This is a genomic window from Alkaliphilus serpentinus (assembly GCF_009017255.1).
Taxonomy (GTDB): domain Bacteria; phylum Bacillota; class Clostridia; order Peptostreptococcales; family Natronincolaceae; genus Alkaliphilus_D; species Alkaliphilus_D serpentinus.
Map to the genome: position 1 here is coordinate 15,566 of NZ_WBZB01000024.1, position 20,976 is coordinate 36,541.

Here is a 20,976-nt window from a genome sequence, read left to right on the forward strand (position 1 = left end):
AAATAAGGAGGTTTTAGTTTGAAAAGGAATGTTAAGAAAATGCTGTCTCTAGTAATAGCACTATTACTAGTAATCCCATCGATTGGTTTATCATTTGCATCATCTGAAGTAACCATTCAAAATGTTTATTTTCAGGACGATAACGGAAACATGGTGTTTGTAAACTATGCAGAAGCAATTGAACAAAGCATGAATGGCGATAATACCCTTTATAGAGGTATTCAGGAATTAGTAGGTGAAGCTGAATCAGATGGAAGCCCTATATATCTAGAAACAAATACTGGAGTGATGTTGGACTATAGAAGGGCAATAACCAACAATTTATTTAGACTACAAGACATTTTAGGTAATAATGACTATGTAGTAAGTGAAGACATTGAGTATACCCATGAGCTAAGGGTTGTAGATGGAAATGCTTCAATAGAAGAAATAGAAGAGGACTCTCAATATGTGATGACTATACATGGACCTTCGCAATTAGATTTGAATGAAGCAGGAGTCTATACAGTAAGAACCACTGGAGATGGTGCTGGAAATGTTGATTATACTGCAATATATGAGTATAGCGTAACAGGTGGAGAAGGGCTATTAGAGTACCATGATGGAACTGAATGGGTAGGAGTACCTTTAACTGGCACCTTTGGACCAAGTGAAGGCTTTACATTAACACCAGATTGGGACGCCACAACCAATATCAGATTTACACCTAGCGTTGCTGGGGTTTACGAAATTGAAATCTCCCTTATAGATTTAGAAGAAGATGAAGTGTTAGCAGAAGTGGACTATCAAGTTACTACAGTAGCAGAGCCAGCTATTGTTTCAATAGCGCCTGTAGATAGTGTTGTAGTGGAAGAAGGAACTACTGAGGCAGAAGTAATTGACTTATTAGCTTTAACAACAACTATAACCGATAGTGAAGGTCAAGTACATACAGTTAGTCTACAGTGGTCTATAGAAGACTATAATGCCAATGAAGCAGGAGATTACACAGCTATAGGTACTTTTGAACTACCAGCAGGAGTTATGAATCCTTCAAACATTGAGCTACAGGTAGTTGCAACTGTAACTGTTGTTGAAATAGTAGATTGGCCCCAAGAAGTAGAAGATGTTTTTGTAGGAACCAGTGCTATTACAGGTAACACCTATGCAAATATCAATATTAAGGCTGAATATGTTGATTTCGTTGAAGAAGTTTATGTAGATGGAGAGCTTGCTACTCAAATGGAACAAGAACCTTCACAATGGAGGATCGTAGTACCAGAGGGAACTACAGCCGATGATCTAAGGGGTAGAATCGTTGTTGTAGCAGAATATCCAGAGCCAGAATTAAATGTAACCTTTAGGGCAGGAAGTCCGTATCTACCTATACTACATTTAACAGTTGAAAGTGTTGAGAATTTAGATGAAGCTGTACAATATGATGTAACCTATATGCTTGCAGGAGGACTTACAGAAACAACTGCTAAGGCCAATATTGGTGAAGAAACAGAAGGATTCTTCTATAATGGAGTCATCTCCTCAACCGTTACAGTAACTCTATATAATGGGGCCGGAGAAGCCATCCATTCTGAGGTGATTGTTCCAGTGCTTTAGCTAGGAATGTCTTAAGACCTCTAAAGGAATGCCTTTAGGGGTCTCATTCTCCTATATTATTTAGATCAGTTTGAATTATAAGATAAACGTTTTTTATCTATAATGAACTGCCAGCCATTTACAACAACTAATATGAAAGGATGTGTTAATTTGAAGACCCGTAGAGTTTTAACGTTATTGTTGATTGTTGCCTTTGTACTTTCCAATAGTCTAGCCTTTGCCGCCTCGCCAACATCAGACAATCAGCTGGATGAGAGTATTATTTCAAGGGCAATTGAAAAGTTAAAACCAGAAGAAACTGAAGCTTCATTAAGTCGAAAACTTGAGAAATTCTTTAATGAAGATGATGAGGTTAGAATCATTGTTGAGTTGGACTCAGAGCCAACCATCCAATATGCAACAAGAATGAATAAAGGATACTCTGCCTTGTCAGTAAAGGTTGTTAGTGACCTTGAAAGAAACATTGAAAAGGAACAGCAACAGGTAAAACAAAAGATTTTAAGTAGCAAAATCAATATGGATTTTATCCATAGCTTTAAGACAACCTTTAACGGTTTTAGCGGAATGGTTAAGGTTGAAGATATTAAAGCTATTGAAAAACTTCCAAATGTAAAGAAGGTATATCTATCTAATGAATATGAAAGACCAGAAATAGAGCCTTCCATGAATACAAGCAATGATATGATAGGAGCTCTTCCTACTTGGGATTTATCATACAAGGGGGAAGGAACTGTTATAGCTATTATCGATACCGGTATCGATCCTAGACATAGAGATATGGTTCTTAGTGAGGGCACAGAACCAAAGCTTACCCAAGAAGATGTAGAAGGATTAAATTTGCTTGGCAGATACTTCACTGAAAAGGTACCCTATGGATACAACTACTATGACTTAAATAATGAAATATTAGATTTAGGTCCAGATCCATCAATGCATGGTATGCACGTTGCAGGTACTGCAGGAGCCAATGGCGACCCTGATAATGGCGGGATAAAAGGGGTAGCCCCTGAGTCTCAATTGCTGGCCATGAAGGTATTCTCCAATGATCCTATATATGGCACTACCTTTAGTGACATCTACTTAGTAGCTATAGATGAAGCAGTAAGGCTTGGTGCTGATGTACTAAACATGAGCTTAGGATCTACAGCAAGCTTCTATATACCTGATTCAGCAGAGGATATTGCTATAACCAACGCTACAAACAATGGTATAGTATGCTCTGTTTCAGCTGGTAACTCCGCAACCATCACAGATGGCTGGACAGAAACCAACTATGGATATCCATGGAGAGAAAATCCAGATATCGGTGTGGTAGGGGCACCAAGCCTTAATAAAGACACCATCTCAGTAGCCTCCATTGAAAATACCCACCAGCAATCAAAATATTTGGTTTATGAGATCGATGGAGTTGAGCACAATGTTCCAATGGCGGTGGCGGGAAACATAAATCCAGCTGAGGCTTTGCCAGGACTACAGGAGTTTGTAGATGGAGGTTCTGGTCATCCAACTGAGCTTACCAATGTAGCTGGAAAAGTTGCATTAATCGTTCGTGGAGGCTTAACACCACCTTTCGTAGAAAAAATTCAAAATGCTCAAGCTGCTGGAGCAATAGGTGTTATTATACGTAACCATGAGAACGGCGGAGAAGGTTTAGTAAATATGCAAACTCCCGCAGATCAAAGCATTCCTGCAGTATTTATTGGACATCAAGGGGGATTAGCATTAATGGGATTAGAAGAGAAATTGCTAACCTTTAGTAATGATACCATGTTAGCTCCTAATCCTGCTGGAAATACAATGTCTGACTTTACCTCATGGGGGGTTACACCATCCTTAGAGCTAAAACCAGAAATTACAGCTCCAGGAGGACAAATTTATTCAACTTTACAGGACGATGAATATGGCACTATGAGTGGTACCTCTATGGCAGCCCCTCATGTAGCTGGAGGTTCAGCCCTAGTATTAGAATATATTAAAGAAAACCCACTATATGAAAGCTTAAGCTTAGCGGAGCAGACAAGACTTGCTAAGGTCCTATTGATGAATACGGCCAATGTTGTATATGACGGAAGCAATATTGAGGTATCACCAAGAAGACAAGGTGCAGGCCTAATGGATCTTTATGGAGCCGTAACTACCCCAGTAAGACTAGTAGATGCTACAACCAATGAAGCTAAGGTCGAGTTGAAGGACTTTGAAGATACAACCATTACTATGGACTTTAGAGCCATAAATGATTCGGATGAAGAGGCAACCTATGATGTGAATGTAGCTGTTATTACAGATTACATCCATTCTCTAGGGTTAAATCTTCTAGAAGCGGATTACATCTATGATGCCATCGTTGATGCACCAGCATCCATAACCGTTCCCGCCAATGACGAATATGAATTCTCAGTAACCATAGACATTGGTGAAGATGAAACCATCTATAGAAATATGTTTGTTGAGGGCTTTGTTACTCTAGTAGACCCCAACGATGAAAACCCAAGCCTTTCTGTGCCATACGTAGGTTTCTATGGTGACTGGGGCGAGCCTAACATCCTTGATGGAATGAATTACATCGATTCTGAGGGAGAATCCTATTTCGAAGCTTCAGGCATGATTTATTGGGATGCTGAGGGCGGTGGATATTATTATTCAACTCCTCGAATCTTCATGAATCCAGGAACTGAGGCAGGATATCTAGAGGGTACAGGAAACGTTACACCTTACTTATCCTTTATGAGAAATGCAGAGTTTGTGAATTATAAAATTTTAGATGAAGAAGGTAATCATCTTAGAACCATTCTAATGCAACAGTTTGTAAGAAAGAACTTCATTGATGGTGGCGCTGAACAACCTGTTAGAATGATATCGGCAGCTGAATGGGATGGAACTGTTAATGGAGAAGTTCTGCCTGATGGAGATTATTTCTATGAGATAGAAGCGAAGGTTCATTATGAAGGAGCAGAAATTCAGTCAAAGAGAATCCCAATTACGATTGACACTGTTGGACCAGAGGTAACGGACTTAGCCTATGATCCCGTAACTGGTATGCTTAATTGGAACTCAATCGATGCAGCAGCAGGAATCCTTGGATTTATGTTTGAGGTTAATGGTCAAGAAGTAGAGGAAATAGTCAATGGTGAAGAAGGAGTTACATCCTACAGCGTTTCCTTAAGAAATTACATTACAGAAGCCGGAGAGTATGAAATTAAGGTATTTGCTGTAGACAATATACTAAATATCAGTATGACAGTACTAGATTACACCTTTGAAGTATACAATCCGTATATTTTTATCCTTCAACCGGGGCTACTTGATGTATATAATTCAAATGAAATAACTTTTGAAGGGTACGTAGGTAATGATTTATATTTAGTATCTGTTCTTATTGATAGTGTTGAGGCTGACTTAGAGTTTGTTGAAGAGGCAGAGGTAAGGCATCCTGATAATAATTCTGTTCTATACACAGGACCAGCCTTTAGGTTCAGCAAAACCCTAACAATGGAGGATGGATATCAGGAAGTGAGCATTGAGTCTATATCTGCAACTGGCCTAACAGGTAGCCTAACCAGAAGATTCTATGTAGATACCACCTCTCCAGAATTAGACATTACAATAGCTTCAATAGACACTGAAGCTAAAACTGCAGAATTACAAATTAGAATGCAGGATAATTTTGATACCTTAATACTATATCAGGGTGATAGTCAAATTTATACCCAAGAAGGACCATTGGTTACTCCAGCTCCAGCTGATGAGACTATTAGTGTTACTGTAAATTATCAAGATGTAGATACATTTGTATTTACCCTACATGATGTTGCTGGAAATATGACAGTAATGGAAATCACCATTGATGAGTCTTTAGTAGAACCCATACCAATGAGTGAACTACCTACTAATACAGTAATCGTAGGTGAGGAAGCCTTTGACATGGAATATCTAAACAACAATGCCGATGCCCAAATGAAGTTAATAGAGGCTTATAATGGGGAAGATTCTGTTTACATTAAACTGGATGATGACACAATAGTTTCAGCTGACGGTAGTGTTGTTTCAATTGAAGTATTACCAGAAACAATCCTGTACTATGATGCAGATGGTAACATTTCAGTTTACTCAAAATAAGAGGAAACCAACTTAAAAAGAGTTAACAAAGGATAACTAAATATATGAAGGGTCAGACAAAAATAAAAATACGGCTAAAATAATTTTTATAAGTAAAAAGATTAACCTTAGCATAGTATTAATTAGCAGTACAAGTCTGACCCTTTACATATCTATAAGGGGGATACTAATAAAAATCTAATAAATCAAAGGGGTGAATTGTTTGATGTTAAAAGGAAAAAAGATTCGTAAAAGCCTAGCCATCCTAATAACGATGATGATGGTATTAGGAAGCTTTGGATCCTTTGCCTTTGCAGAAGAAATCCGCTATAACTCAGCAAAGGAACAACTTCAAGAAGCAGCATCTATAAAGATTTCATCAGAAGTAATAAAGGATTTAGAGAAGGAAGAATATGCAGAAGTTTTGGTATATATGAAGGATCAGGTTGATACAGAAATGGTTGCTCAGGCTACAAGAAGTGCTGTAGCTACACTGATGACTCCATATAACGTAAAGCTTGAGGTTAGAAAGGGTGTTGTTGAAGCCCTAAGAGATAAAGCAGAAATCACTCAAGCAAATGTAATTAATTACCTAGAGCAGGAAAAAGCCAATGGAAATGTTGAGGAATTTACATCCTATCACATAGTGAATATGCTATATGTAAAGGCCACCAAGGAAGTAATAGAGAACATTTCCTATATGACTGAGATAGAAAAGATCAGTAAGAATAAAACCTATACAATGGATACGCCAGAAACTAGTGGAGCTCAGCCAGAAGCAGTTGAAGGTTTAGAGTGGAATATCGAGAGAGTAAAGGCAGATCAGGTATGGGATTTAGGTTTTGATGGAACTGGAGTAGTAGTTGCTACCCTGGATTCAGGCTCTACATGGAATCACCCAGCCCTAATGCATCAATGGAGGGGCTATGATTCTTCAACAGGAACCACAAATCCAGAAGGAAATTGGTATGACCCATCCCATGGAACGACTTTGCCAACCGACGATCCAGCAGTTCCCCATGGAACCCATGTAATGGGAACTATATTAGGTCAAGAGCCGGATGGTAGTAATAAGATAGGCGTGGCACCAGGAGCTAAATGGATAGCTGTAAGGGTGTTTAACACCTCAGGTTCAACCACCGACGCCATTTTATTAGATGGAGCTGAGTGGATATTGGCCCCAGGTGGAGACCCAACAATGGCCCCAGATGTTGTAAATAACTCTTGGGGTGGCGGACCAGGAATTGATGATTGGTATAGAGATGCAGTAAGAAACTGGAGGGCGGCAGGTATATTCCCAGCCTTTTCAGCAGGAAACCAAAGGCAAGGAGAACCAGCGCCATGGCCGGGATCTATTTCAAACCCAGCCAACTACCCAGAAAGCTATGCGGTAGCAGCATTAGATATCAACAATACTCGTGCAAGCTTTTCTAAACTAGGACCTTCACCTTACGATGAAGATCTAATCAAGCCCAATATTGCAGCCCCAGGAGTCGGTATAAGATCATCTATACCAGGTGGGTACGAAGGTGGCTGGAGTGGAACCTCAATGTCCTGTCCTGCAGTAGCGGGGGTAGTAGCCCTAATGTTATCAGCTAATAGTTCCCTTACTGTAGATGAAATAGAAGCTGTTTTAGCTGAAACTGCGGTACCATTAACAGACTCAACCTACCCAGAGGCACCAAACTTTGGTTACGGCTATGGTTTAGTTGATGCCTTTGAAGCGGTTTCATCAATAGCATCTGGAACAGGCTTTATTGGTGGTAAAGTATTAACACCTGGTGAAGATACATCCCTACCAGTAATCCTACATCAGCAAGAAATAACAGAAGCCTATATGGGCTCAAATATAGATATAACAGCAGAAATTATGGATGATGTTTCAGTAGTTGAAGCAGAGCTATTAGTTAAAGAAGAAGGAAAATCCTACTGGATGCTTGCTCCGATGAAGAGAATATCAGGAGATCATAAGGATGGCATCTACAAAGGTACCATAAGCAATGATATGCTCCTTGGGGATAGCATAGTCTACAAGATTAGAGCCAGAGACTATGGCGGAGAGGTAGTAGTTACAGAGGATTATAGCATAAGTATCGCATTTGGTGTATTGCCAGGTGAATATGTTCAAGGCTTTGAAAGCCACGCTAATGGATGGAGTCTTGATGAAGCATGGCAATGGGGAGCACCATCGGGAGCTGACCCAGAGGCCTTTGAGGGAGAACAATTGGCAGGAACAACCCTTGGTGGCAGTTATCCCAATAGTGCAGATAGCTGGATGATCACCCCACCTATTGATTTAAGGGATTCAACCCTGGCTGCTGCATCCTTAGGCTTCAACCATTGGTATGACTTAGAAACCAATTTCGACTATGGGTATGTTTATGTCACCAATGACTTTGGAGAAAATTGGCATCAAGCGGGGCCAACCTATAACGGAACAAGTGGCCAGTGGAGGGAAGCCTTTGTAAGCTTAAATGACTTTATTGGATCGCAAAATCCAGTATATGTGGCCTATAGATTCACCTCCGACGGATCCGTAGCTAAACAAGGCTGGTACATAGATAATGTGAGAATCATGGGGCCAGACGAAGTTCCACCATCGGCTCCCACCAACTTATCTGCTGCGGGGACAGCTACGGGAGTTAGACTTACTTGGACCCATTCTCCCGATGGCGATTTATCCCACTATAATATCTATCGATCAGTTGTATCAGGAAGTGATTATACAAAAATTACCGAAACCAACAGTAGTAGCTATTTAGATACTGACGTAGAAGAAGGCACTGTATACTACTATGTTTTAGATGCTCAAGACACCTCTGGAAATATTAGTGATTACACTGAAGAGGTTTCTGGTTCTATTGCAGTAGTGGATATATTATTTACAACAGATTTTGAAGAGGATGACGGTGGCTTCGTAACGGATGGAACAAATAATTCATGGGCTTGGGGAGCTCCAATCTCAGGACCTAATGGCGCCGCCTCTGGTGTGAACCTATGGGCTACAAACCTTGAAGATAATTATCCTTTGAGCAGTGACTCTTGGATAGAGACTCCAGCCATAACAATACCAGAAGATAAACTTGGGGTGCTAACCTTTAACCATTGGTATGACTTTGAAGGAACTACAACCCTATGGGATTATGGCCAGGTTGAAATATCCACTGATGATGGAGCTACCTGGACCAATATCACTCCTGGGGGTAGGTTTGGAACCCGACTTCAAACCTGGAGGAATGAAGAGATAGCCCTTGAAGGCTATACCGGAGAAACTGTAAAAATAAGATTCTTCTTCCATTCCGATGGCTCAGTAGCTTATTTGGGCTGGTATATAGATGATGTTACAGTTATCGGCCTAGATTATGTACCGCCTCCAATAGTGGATGAAGAGGAAATAACCTATGACGATGGAAGTGCCGAGGATGCATTAGTCCTCAACCAGGCAGGCAATGGTTTAGCTGTAAGATTTACACCGAATCGTTTGGGAATGCTAGAGGGTGCCAATATCTACCTATGGGGTAATGACTTCCCAGAGCCAGGTGGAAATCGATTAGGCTTTGTGGTTTATACCGAAGATAATGGTACACTAGCTCAGGTGGGAGATCCTATTTATGTAGATAATCTAACTAGAGGTGATTGGAACTATATTGATTTATCCAGCTTAAACTTCTCAACCGATGGAGATTTCTATATTTCCACAATGCAGGATGATATAGGAGTTAATGTTCCTGCAACAGGAATGGATGATAATCCTTCTTCTCCATACTCAAGATCCTTCTTGAATATAGAAGGAGAGATGGTACCAATAGCAGAAACAGGCTTCTATTATTCTACAATGATTAGAGCCATTGTCAACTACAATTTAGATGGAATAGAAGCTGATTATAATGTAAAACCAGTTGAGAATAATAAGCTTCAAAATAACCTAGGCTTAGTAAACAACATTTCCCCTGTAAAGGCAGCCAATGAGGTTGAAGATGAAAAATCAGATTATAAATCTAAGGAACCAAGCTTTAGCTTAAAGAGAAATGTAACAAATAAATATGAGGTGGTAGAGGATACAGTTATTTCCAACACTCCAATTACCTTAAGTGGCGGTATTCCAGTGGCTGATGCTGTTGTAACAGTGTTAGAAACAGGAAGAAGCGTAAAGACGGATGTTGAAACAGGAAAATTCCTAATGAGACATCCTATCACCGAAGAGGGTGAAACCTTTACCCTAAGGGCAGAGGCCTATGGTCATTATCCACAGGAGGTAGAAATTACTCTAGGAGAAGATGAAACCATAAGTCAAATATTCGTATTAGATCCTAAGCCCCAAGGAAGCATAGAAGGTAGAATATTTGATAGATACTATGGAAATCCTGCAGCCAATGCAGTGATTAGAGTGGTGGAGGATCCAAAGATAGCCCCAGTTGTTGCTGACGAAAATGGAAACTTTACATTTCCAGCAGTTTATGAAGGCACCTACACCTTAAAGGTAATAGCTGATGGATTTGAGCCTGGTGAAGTGGTTGTAGAGGTTGATGGTGATGAAATAACCAATGTAGAAATACCCCTTAAGAGGTTTGTTGGTTATGAAGATGAAATCGTTTATGATGACGGTACGGGTGAAAATGCTTTAGTATTAAATGCATCAGGAAATGGATTAGCAGTAAGATTCACACCTAACCAATTTGGTAAGGTTAAGGGAGCAAATGTATACATTTGGGATACTTCATGGCCAACGCCAGGAGGAAATAGAATAGGCTTTGCAATCTATAGCACCGACGAAAATGGTACACCTTCACAGGTGGGTGACCCTATATTTGTGAATGTTGAAAGGGGAGCCTTTAACTATATCGATTTATCAAGCCATGGTTTCTCTACAGATAGAGACTTCTATATATCTACAATTCAAGATGCAGCTGGAACAAGTTGTCCAGGAACAGGAATAGATGAATCATCACCCCATGCTGATAGGTCCTATTTAAATATAGCAGGAGACTTCATTCCCATGTCTGATGAAGATGTAGTAGGGGCTCTAATGATTAGGGCCATTATGGAGTACTCAGTATCCGTTCCCGTAATTACCAACCTTGAAGCATTAACCTATACAAATCAAGACAGTATCACTGTAGAAGGAACCGTTACTGCTGATGGGCAGGTGAATGTATATGTTAATGGAGAGGAAGCTACCAGCGTGACTACTGAAAACAGAAGCTTTACAGCAGTGGTAGATTTACCAGCCGATGAGAATACCATCATAGTAACTGCTGAAATGGATGGAGTAGAAACAGAGCCATCTCAACCAATAACCATAATTAAGGATAAAGAAGCTCCTGTATTGGTGGTTGAAGAACCATTAGACAACGCAAAGATTAATGTAGAAGCCATTCATGTGATTGGAAACGTGTCAGATAATATACATCTTGACGGAGTACTTATCAATGGTGTTGAGGTTGTAGTCGGTGAAGACGGAAGCTTCGATGAAAGAATATTTGTAAATCAAGGTGAAAATCTTGTTACTATTGAAGCCTCAGACTATGCAGGAAATACTACTGTCATTGAAAGAAGAGTATTTGTTGAGCTGAATGCACCAGTAATAACCAACCTTCAACCACAAGAGGATATAGAGCTTAGAGCAGGAGAAACATTGGAAATAAGCTTTGATGCCCCAACGGGTGGCGCAGGATATTATAGAATTCTCCTTCCATTTGAACCAGCTAGTGATAATCTAGGTGTTCCAATGATAGAAGTAGATGGTGTATATTCTGCAACATGGACAGTACCTGGAGGTTTGGTTGCATCTAATTTACAGGTTGAAGTAGTGTATGTAGATGAGCATGGATATCAAGTATCTAAAATCGCCACAGGTAGGGTAACTGTTATAGGGAATATGGAAGACTTAATTGCTAATTCCGTAATTATCGGTAATGAAGCCTTTGATATTGAATATCTAAATAATAATGCAGATGCCCAAATGAAGCTTATAGATGCTTACAATGCTGACGAGGCTGTGTATATTAAGCTTAATGCAACAACAATTGTTACCACCGATGGTAGTCTAGCCGGTATAGAAAATCTACCAGAGAGATTAACCTATTATGCTGCAGATGGTAAAACCGCCATCTATGAAAAGTACTAAATAATAGTGGGGTCCCCAGTTGGGGACCTCATGATTTGTAATAAATGATTTCTCTATATAAGGATTCAAACAACTTCGATTTCTATTTGTTAAGGGGGTAGAGGTTGTTTTTATGAACCATATAAATTGATTATAGCCATAAAATAGGATAAGATAGAGTAAGAAAGATTTACAGAAAAGGAGCTATTAAAGATGAACTTATCCCATTTAAATCCTCAACAGAGGGAGGCTGTTTTACATACAGAGGGGCCATTATTAATTTTAGCAGGAGCAGGCTCAGGAAAAACCAGAGTGCTAACCCATAGAATTGCACATCTGGTTGAAGAAAAAGGCATTAATCCCTATAATATTCTGGCGATAACCTTTACCAATAAGGCTGCCAGAGAAATGAAGGAAAGGGTGGAGGGCCTTTTAGGAGACTCTCATAAAGACCTGTGGGTCAGCACCTTCCACTCCTCCTGCGTTAGAATATTAAGATATGATATAGACAAAATAGGCTATCATAAGAATTTTATAATTTATGACACCTCTGATCAAGAGGTGGTCATTAAGGAATGCTATAAGCGGTTAAATGTAGATGAGAAGTTTCTCCATCCTAAAACCGTTTTGGCAGCTATAGGTAATGCTAAGGATCAATTGATTGGACCCAATCAGTTTATGAAGGAAAATGAACTAGACTTTAGAAAGAAGAAGATTGCCGAAATTTACAGGATGTATCAGGACAAGCTCAGAAGCAACAATGCCCTCGACTTTGATGATTTGATCATGAAGACGGTAGAGCTGTTTAAAGGAAATCCTACTATATTAAGATACTATCAAGAAAAATTTAAATACATTATGGTGGATGAGTTTCAGGATACCAACTTTTCTCAATACTCCCTAGTGAGTATGCTGTCCCAAAGTCATCAAAATCTTTGTGTGGTAGGTGATGATGACCAAAGCATTTATAGTTGGCGTGGAGCAGATATAAGGAATATTCTCGGCTTTGAAAGGGATTTTAAAAATGCAAAGGTTATAAAACTAGAGGAAAATTATCGTTCTACCCAAAGTATTCTCGATGCTGCCAATCATGTGGTTTGTAATAATCAGCAAAGGAAAGCCAAACGGCTTCATACCCAGAACCCCCAGGGAGAGATTATACAGTATTTTAGAGCTCCCAATGAATATGAAGAGGCCCAATATATCAGTCAAAACATTAAAAAGGAAATGAGAACCACTGATAAATGCTATAGGGATTTTGCGGTTCTTTATAGAACCAATGCCCAGTCCCGTGTAATAGAAGAAATTTTCATGAGGGAGAATATTCCCTATAAGCTGTTTGGAGGCTTGCGATTCTACGATAGAAAGGAAATTAAGGACGTACTAAGCTACCTAAGATTAATTGACAATCCTGTGGATGACGTCAGCTTTCAAAGAATTATTAATGTTCCCAAAAGAGGGATTGGTGTAAAATCCATAGATAAAATAAGTGATTATGCAGCCAGCAAGGGGGAAAGCTTTTTTGGGGCCCTTTTGGAGATCGATAAAATAGATGGTCTTCCAGCTAAGGCAAAGACGGAAGCCCAAAAGCTGAAGGGTTTAATAGTAGAATTGATTGAGGCAAAAAACACCATGTCGGTTACAGAAATATTAGATGCCATTTACCTAAAAACCGGGTATATAAAAAGCCTAGAGGCAGAAGATACAGTAGAAGCCCAGGGAAGACTAGAAAACCTACGGGAATTTCGTTCTGTAACCTTGGACTTTGACAAAAACGCAGAGACTAAAACCCTAGAGGAATTTTTAGCGAGAACCTCCTTAGAATCACCCCTAGATCAGATGGAGGAAAGTGAAGATTATGTTGTACTAATGACCCTCCACAGCGCTAAGGGCTTGGAATTTCCCATTGTATTTATCCCAGGTATGGAGGAGGGGATTTTCCCATCCTATATGTCTCTACAGGAAAAAAATGAAGAAGAGGAAAGAAGACTCTGCTATGTTGGAATTACCCGGGCAATGGAAAAGCTATTCTTAACCCATGCCACAATGAGAACCCTTTATGGTAGAACCAGCTATAATATCATATCAAGATTTATTAATGAAATTCCTTCAGGTCTGATTACAAAGGAAGCTGCCTATGATCTGAAAAAGGAGGTTATCAATCTTCAAACCTCACCCCTCTTTAGAGGAGACTTTATGAAGAGCCCTACTCCAACTCCGGTAGCACCAAAACCTGCCAGTGCCTTGAAGGCAGGAACAAAGGTGAAGCACCCCAAGTTTGGAGGAGGTACAATAGTGGCCGTCGATGGAGATATGATTAGTATCGCCTTCCCCAATGGAGGGATAAAAAAGATTGCAGCAACCTTTGTGAATTTGGAGATAATAAGATAATAACACAAGGAACACAAGGGAACACAGGGGGGGAACACAGGGGGACGGTTCCTCTGTGCACTTTGAGATGGAAAGACAGATAACAACACAAGAGAACCGTCCCCCTGTGTTTGTGTTCAATTTTAATTTCAAGGGGTGTTTTCATGGATAAACGACAACGTATGAAGGAGTTAATAGAAGATCTAAACCTGTATAATTACCATTACTACGTTTTAGATGAGCCATTAATCAGTGATAAGGAATATGATAGCCTTTATGATGAGCTTGTTAAGCTGGAGGAGGAAACGGGTATTGTTGAGGCTGATTCCCCAACGCAAAGGGTGGGTGGAGAGCCACTAAAGAACTTCCAATCTCACCGTCATTTAGCTCCTTTATGGAGCCTTGATAAGTCCAAATCAGCAGAGCAACTTATTTCATGGGACTCTAGAATTCAAAAGCTTTTAGGAAATAGCAATTTACCCGTCGAATATGTATTAGAATATAAATTTGATGGATTAACCATAAATCTAACCTATGAAGGGGGTCAGCTTATTCAGGCTGCCACCAGAGGAAATGGAGTGGTTGGTGAGGGAATTCTCCAACAAGTTAAAACCATTAAATCCATTCCTTTAACAATACCCTTTAAGGGTAGAATGGAGGTTCAGGGTGAGGGTCTCATGGCCTTATCTGTTTTAGAGGAATACAATAAAACAGCAGTAGAACCCCTAAAAAACGCAAGAAATGCTGCAGCTGGAGCTCTACGAAACCTTGATCCCAAGGTAACTGCCAAAAGGAAGCTAGATGCCTTCTTTTATAATGTTGGTTACATAGAAGGCAATGGATTTAATACCCATCTAGAAATGATTGATTTCCTTAAGGAAAATAGATTTCCAGTTTATAAATATTTGAAGCACTATAGTTCAATTCATCAGGTTATTGAAGAAATAAAAGAGGCGGAAGAGGATATAAGGAAGCAGGATTACCTAATTGATGGGATGGTAATTAAGGTAAATCATCGAGAAACTAGAGAAGCCTTAGGCTATACCCAAAAATTTCCACGATGGGCAATGGCCTTTAAGTTTGAGGCTCAAGAGGTAACTACTACCCTGAAGGATGTTGTATGGCAGGTGGGAAGAACGGGAAAGCTAACCCCCACTGCAGAGCTGGAGGCCGTTGATATTGGTGGAGTTACAGTAAGTCGGGCCACCCTCAATAATTGGGATGATATTCAAAGAAAGAAGGTAAAAATGGGCTGTCGAGTTTGGCTAAGAAGGTCTAATGACGTTATACCAGAGATTATGGGAGCCATTGAAGAGGGCTGTGATCATGCCAGAGAAATTGAAAAGCCCCACAAGTGCCCAGCCTGTGATAGCGAGGTTGTAGAAAAGGGTGCTCATATATTTTGCCCTAATACATTAACCTGTAAGCCACAATTGGTCTCTAGAATCGTTCATTATGCCAGTAGAGACGCCATGGACATTGAAGGCTTCAGTCAAAAAACTGCTGAACAGCTATTTGAGGAGCTGGACTTAAAGGGCATAGACGATTTATATGAGCTAAAATTCCAAGACCTCATTAATTTAGAAGGCTTCCAGTCAAAAAAGGCCCAGAATCTTATAGAGGCCATTGAAAAAAGTAAAGACTGTCAGTTGGATGCCTTTATATTTGCATTGGGAATACCCAATGTTGGTAAAAAAACCGCCGGAGATTTAGCAAAGGGTTACCAATCCCTTGATGCTTTGATGGAGGCAAAATTTGAAGAATTAATCAATATCCCAGATGTAGGGGATATTGTAGCAAACAGTATAATCGAGTTCTTTAACAATCCTACCATCCTAAAGAGTATCAATAGGATATTAGAGGAGGGGGTAACTCCCCAATACGAAGCCCATGCCATGGTGGAGAATCTATTTATGGACAAAACCGTTGTGGTAACCGGAACTCTCCAACATTTTAGTAGAAAGGAAATTCAAGATGCCCTTGAGAAACTGGGTGCAAAGGTTTCGGGTAGTGTAAGTAAAAAGACCGACTATTTGATTGTTGGTGAGGATGCTGGCTCAAAGCTTCAAAAGGCCCAAGACATTATCAATAGTGGTGTGGAGACTAACCTAAGAATCCTTAATGAAGAAGAGTTTGTTGAATTGATTCATAAATAATCAATAAAAATTAAATAAAAAAGCAATAAACCCTCTATATTTATAGGGGGTTTTTCCATGGATGACCTTCTAAAGTTAAGGTTATATTAATAATCAATATAATTTTATTGATTAACAATAAAAATATATTGAAATACTAAAAAAATGATGGTATGATATAGCTGTAAATAAAATTATTGCGAGGAGGATGGAAATGAAATATTACGGAAAAGGCTCATTATCAAGCCTTCTTAAATTAACCCTTGATATTTTATTGCTATTAGGTGTACTACTGTTTTTTTTCATTACTCAAAGAACCTTATTTGCAAAACAGGAAGAAGTAACAGTAGTCTTAGCCTTTGTTTATTTTCTATTTTTGGTAGGAGGCACATCATTAATATTTATTGTTTATAATTTAAGAAAAATTGTTCAGACCCTCTTAAAGCCCGATCCTTTTACCTATGGAAATGTTAAAAGCTTAAAGAATATATGGATTGGATGTTTTCTGATTGCTGCTTGCTACTTTATAAATTTCTTTATTAATTTTAATAAGGAAACCTTTGAGATTATTTACATTAGTACGAAGGGAATACACACGGATTTTGAGTTTTTTATATTCTTATTTGCTGGATTATTTATTTTAGTGTTAGAAAAGGTTTTTAAGGTTGCTGTTGAGTACAAAGAAGATCATGATTTAACTATATAAAGGGTGATGAATATGGGTATTATCGTAAATTTAGATGTTATGATGGCCAAAAGAAAAATATCTTTACAGGAGTTAGCCGAAAAGGTTGGTATCACCAATGCCAATCTATCAATACTAAAAACCAATAAGGCTAAGGCAATAAGATTTTCTACATTAGAGGCTATTTGTAGAGAACTCCAATGTCAGCCAGGAGATATTCTAGAATATGTTCCAGATGAGGAATAGCTAAAGGGGGCACTACTTATATGGCAAACAAAGCTGTAGTGGTAATTATAAATGATGGCAAGGTGCTGATGGTGGAAGGGGTAAACCAATATGGCAGAAGAGATCATTTTTTTATTAGTGTAGAAATAAAGGATCAAGAAAAGGAAGAGGATGCAATAATTGCACAGCTTCAGAGGCTAAAGCTACAGGCGGATAAAGTATTAAAAGCATCGCAAAAAACCAGCAATGGAGACCTATTATTTCTAGTGAATTTAGAAAATCAGAATATAAGCCTAGAGGATCATATAAAGGATATCCCATGCCTCAGTAAGGATTTTAGGGTTATAGAGGTTAAATGGGTAAGCTTAAAGGATCTCAGGGCTTTTAATCCATTCAACACCCAATGTCTAAAGCTTATCTATAAAGAAGCTATCATGGCCAATTACCAAGGTGAATGGTTAGAAGCTATACAAAAAACATTTTTTATAGGACCAATTGGAGAAGATCATTTGAAAAAAATCCATAGGGAAAAGGAAAGAAGCATAGTTGATAAAGGTGAAAGCATAAGGGGTAAAATGATGGCAATGCTCATGGCGCTAGGGTTAGGTATTGTATTTAACTACTTCTTTATTTGGGAGGCCATAGGAATCTCCAGCTTCATCTTCACCTCAGCTGTTATATTAGTTACCCTTAATAGAATTGGTTGGGGAATGGCTTTGAATAAGAAATTAAGCCTTATCTTTTTAATTCCAATTGTTCTTTTGTCCTTAAGCTTTAGTATATTTAACGATTTTGTACTAAGGGGAATAAACCTGCTGGTAATACCCTTTCTGGTGGTTTGTTATTTGCTATGTGTAAGATATGAAGACATCAATACAATTAATACTTCCCTTATATTTAGTGGATTAGATAGAATACTTCATAAAGGATTTGCTACGGCTACAAGGTATTTTAAATTTGGAAAGGAAGTCATCGAAGATAAGAGAGCCATAAAAACTAATCCTATGAGAAATAATATCCTTAAAGGAGTAATTATTTCAATTCCCCTGTTAATAGTGGTAATCTTACTGCTATCATCTGCAGATGCCATGTTCAAATACCACATTCAAAGTATTGGGGAAGTTTTTAACCAATTTCGAATTGACTATCTTATAAGGGATATGATTGTTATTACAGCTGTAACCTTATATCTTTTCGGATTTATATGGAGCTTCAAGTATCCAAGTAATCAGGTGCAAAGGACTCCTCTATTAAAGCCTTCCTGGGAGCCTATAACCATTATAACCATTGTATTTATCATCAATGTAGCCTATTTACTATTCACCATCGTTCAGTTTTCCTACCTCTATGGAGGAGGTGGACTGCCTGAGGGTTTTACCTATGCTGAATACGCCAGAAGGGGCTTTTTCGAGCTGATTCTAGTAACAATCATCAACTTGATCATTTTAATTTTTAGTACCAACCTTACAAAAACCGGTGGTGAGGGGGTTAACAAGTTTCTTAAAGGTTCCTATTGCCTATTAATAGCCTTTACTTTTAATATGCTGATTTCAGCAAATTATAAGATGCACTTATATGAAAAGGCCTATGGTTTTACTAGATTAAGGATTTATGTTAGAACCTTTATGGTGTTAATTGGGGTTTCATTATTGATTATTCTGTTGGCGGTATGGATCAAGAAGATACCAGTATTTAAAAATGTCTTTATTGCCTCCCTTGCCATTTATATGGCTTTAAATTTTATGAATGTTGATGGAATCATAGCAAGGGAAAACATTCAAAGATATATAGAAACCAATAAACTGGATTTTAACTATTTATCTAGCCTGTCCTACGATGCGATACCAGAAATAACAAAGCTAATAAATGTAGAGGATGAGGACTTGCGAGCTCGAGTAAAAAATCACCTAACCTATGAGAAAAAGAAGCTAATGGAGGATTACGATAGGTGGTTTGAATATAATTATTATAAGAATAAGCTATTGAAACTTAATTTAGAGGATCTAGAAAAGTAGTTTTAATAACTGGAGGTTATTTTGAATGAAGCTTATAAGGAGATATGTATTGGGGATTTACAATATCCTTTTATCACTGGGGGCCCTTTATACAGGGGCGATGATGGTTTGGGGTAATGGGATATTCGCTGAATATCCACAGGAATGGTTTGGGAAGATTCCCTTTAGTAGTTGGCTTAGCCTAGGAATAATAGGAGTCATCCTATTTGGCTTAGGAAATGCTATAGCAGCAATATTTTGCCTTAAGGAAAATAGTAACAAGCCATGGCTAATGTCTATAATTATGGGAAGCATTTTTTTAATTACCCTTCTTTATCAGAGGATGATGCTGGGAGAATGGTACCTGGCAACCCTTCAGTTTTTGATATTGAGTGTTATTCAGTTATTATTGAGCCTTTATGTCTATTTAGGTCACCAAAAGAAACTGGTAAACCTATGATGACTATAGTATAATATTTGAAAGATCAATAATACCAAGCTGATGAGGTCCATTAATCTTAAGGCAATTCATTAGTTAAACCTATAGTACTAAGGAGGATAAAAATGAAGAACATAATTGTATTTGGCAGTAAGCACTGACCAGACTGTGAACCTATGAAAGAGTTTCTTTCAAAAAATGATATTAAGCATACTTATATTGAAATTACCGATAGCATGGCAAATCTTAAAGCATTTTTAAAGTATCGGGATAACCGCAAGGAGTTTGATTCCATAAAAAAATATGGTAGCGTGGGGATTCCGGCAATTGTTGTAAATGAAGGAGAAAAGATTTTCTTTGAGATACCCAATATAGATGAACTTAAATAGCTAAATTGTAGGATATTTAATGTAGGAGCTTAAGCTCTTTCTTTCATATAAAGGGTGGTCTTTAGTGGGAGTAGGCCCTATAATAGTATTAAAAAAGTATTTTTGATTACCTAAGGGGGATAACCAATGGAAAAGAGATTTATCATCATAAGCTCCATACTGGCCTGCCTGTTCTTATACTATGTAGAACAAATAATGGCTACAAGCTACATCATTAAAACCCTTTTAAAAATCATTCTATTTACAGCCATACCCTATATCTACATTCGATATATTGAGAAATCTAGCCTGAAGAAGCATTTAAAGTTTAAGGGTATGATGCTAAAACAATTGAAACTGGGGCTTCTATTAGGCTCTATAGCCTTTGTCGTAATCATCATCACCTATATCACCACCAAAGATATTATAGATTTTAATGGAATTATACAGGAACTAGAGAATAAGTCCAAGATAACCCCGGCAAATTTCATTGCTGTAGGCTTGTATATCACCTTTGGAAACTCCTTTCTTGAAGAATTTTTCTTCAGGGGCTTTGTATTCTTAAATCTATACAATCTAAAAAATAAATGGCTAGCCTATATTTTTTCATCTACACTATTTGCTATATACCATATTGGTATATTTAAAACCTGGTTTAATATTTGGTTAACGGGATTGGCCCTTATAGGTCTTATCGTTACAGCCTTGGTTTTAAACTGGCTTAATACAAAATCTCAAAGCTTTCTAAATTCTTGGATTGTACATATACTAGCCGATAGTGCCATAATACTAATTGGTATGAGACTTTTTAAAATTATATAACCTACAATTTTCAACTGTCAGAGGGAAATAATCCTCTGGCATTTTTTTATTTGATGAATAGTTCTTTCTAGCCTATATTACTTATATCCACTGGACTTCAAAGGCTAAAGGCAATTCTATATGTATATATATTCTGCATTTTTC

At 38.3% G+C, this 20,976-nt stretch carries 11 protein-coding genes; all 11 read left to right on the top strand.

All coding sequences use genetic code 11. The features are described from left to right. The first annotated feature begins 18 nt into the window (after positions 1-18). The 11 genes from F8153_RS07865 (at position 19) to F8153_RS07915 (ending at position 20,832) form a co-directional block, all read left to right on the top strand. Complete coding sequence (locus F8153_RS07865; RefSeq protein ID WP_151865814.1) at positions 19-1,593, top strand: hypothetical protein; 1,575 nt, start codon at positions 19-21, stop codon at positions 1,591-1,593. Positions 1,594-1,743: 150 nt separating this feature from the next. Then, entirely contained in the window at positions 1,744-5,709 is a 3,966-nt protein-coding gene (locus F8153_RS07870; RefSeq protein ID WP_192929719.1) for a S8 family serine peptidase, read from the top strand. 205 nt (positions 5,710-5,914) lie between these two features. Continuing rightward, on the top strand, positions 5,915-11,815 hold the full coding sequence (locus F8153_RS07875) for a S8 family serine peptidase (RefSeq protein ID WP_151865816.1): 5,901 nt from the start codon (positions 5,915-5,917) through the stop codon (positions 11,813-11,815). A gap of 192 nt (positions 11,816-12,007) precedes the next feature. Further along, on the top strand, positions 12,008-14,185 hold the full coding sequence (gene pcrA, locus F8153_RS07880) for a DNA helicase PcrA (RefSeq protein ID WP_151865817.1): 2,178 nt from the start codon (positions 12,008-12,010) through the stop codon (positions 14,183-14,185). 143 nt (positions 14,186-14,328) lie between these two features. Then, positions 14,329-16,320, top strand: coding sequence for an NAD-dependent DNA ligase LigA (ligA, locus tag F8153_RS07885; protein ID WP_151865818.1), 1,992 nt, complete (start codon positions 14,329-14,331; stop codon positions 16,318-16,320). Positions 16,321-16,513: 193 nt separating this feature from the next. After that, positions 16,514-17,005, top strand: coding sequence for a DUF2975 domain-containing protein (locus F8153_RS07890; RefSeq protein ID WP_192929720.1), 492 nt, complete (start codon positions 16,514-16,516; stop codon positions 17,003-17,005). Between the two features lie 12 nt (positions 17,006-17,017). After that, positions 17,018-17,230, top strand: a complete 213-nt coding sequence (locus tag F8153_RS07895; RefSeq protein WP_151865820.1) for a helix-turn-helix domain-containing protein — start codon at positions 17,018-17,020, stop codon at positions 17,228-17,230. A gap of 20 nt (positions 17,231-17,250) precedes the next feature. Continuing rightward, positions 17,251-19,224, top strand: a complete 1,974-nt coding sequence (locus tag F8153_RS07900) for a DUF4153 domain-containing protein (protein ID WP_151865821.1) — start codon at positions 17,251-17,253, stop codon at positions 19,222-19,224. 25 nt (positions 19,225-19,249) lie between these two features. After that, positions 19,250-19,663: a hypothetical protein gene (locus F8153_RS07905; RefSeq protein WP_151865822.1), complete on the top strand. Its 414-nt coding sequence runs from the start codon at positions 19,250-19,252 to the stop codon at positions 19,661-19,663. A 155-nt stretch (positions 19,664-19,818) separates the two neighbouring features. Further along, a complete protein-coding gene (locus F8153_RS07910; protein ID WP_207707704.1) occupies positions 19,819-20,031 on the top strand; it encodes a hypothetical protein in 213 nt (70 codons plus the stop codon). A 126-nt stretch (positions 20,032-20,157) separates the two neighbouring features. Beyond that, positions 20,158-20,832, top strand: coding sequence for a CPBP family intramembrane glutamic endopeptidase (locus F8153_RS07915; protein ID WP_151865823.1), 675 nt, complete (start codon positions 20,158-20,160; stop codon positions 20,830-20,832). Positions 20,833-20,976: the final 144 nt, after the last annotated feature.

Bases quoted from the DNA above. Each gene is read 5' to 3' on its own strand.
- F8153_RS07915 (WP_151865823.1), top strand. From the start codon at position 20,158: ATGGAAAAGAGATTTATCATCATAAGCTCCATACTGGCCTGCCTGTTC.
- F8153_RS07890 (WP_192929720.1), top strand. From the start codon at position 16,514: ATGAAATATTACGGAAAAGGCTCATTATCAAGCCTTCTTAAATTAACC.
- F8153_RS07900 (WP_151865821.1), top strand. From the start codon at position 17,251: ATGGCAAACAAAGCTGTAGTGGTAATTATAAATGATGGCAAGGTGCTG.
- F8153_RS07895 (WP_151865820.1), top strand. From the start codon at position 17,018: ATGGGTATTATCGTAAATTTAGATGTTATGATGGCCAAAAGAAAAATA.
- pcrA (WP_151865817.1), top strand. From the start codon at position 12,008: ATGAACTTATCCCATTTAAATCCTCAACAGAGGGAGGCTGTTTTACAT.
- ligA (WP_151865818.1), top strand. From the start codon at position 14,329: ATGGATAAACGACAACGTATGAAGGAGTTAATAGAAGATCTAAACCTG.
- F8153_RS07875 (WP_151865816.1), top strand. From the start codon at position 5,915: ATGTTAAAAGGAAAAAAGATTCGTAAAAGCCTAGCCATCCTAATAACG.
- F8153_RS07905 (WP_151865822.1), top strand. From the start codon at position 19,250: ATGAAGCTTATAAGGAGATATGTATTGGGGATTTACAATATCCTTTTA.
- F8153_RS07910 (WP_207707704.1), top strand. From the start codon at position 19,819: ATGAAAGAGTTTCTTTCAAAAAATGATATTAAGCATACTTATATTGAA.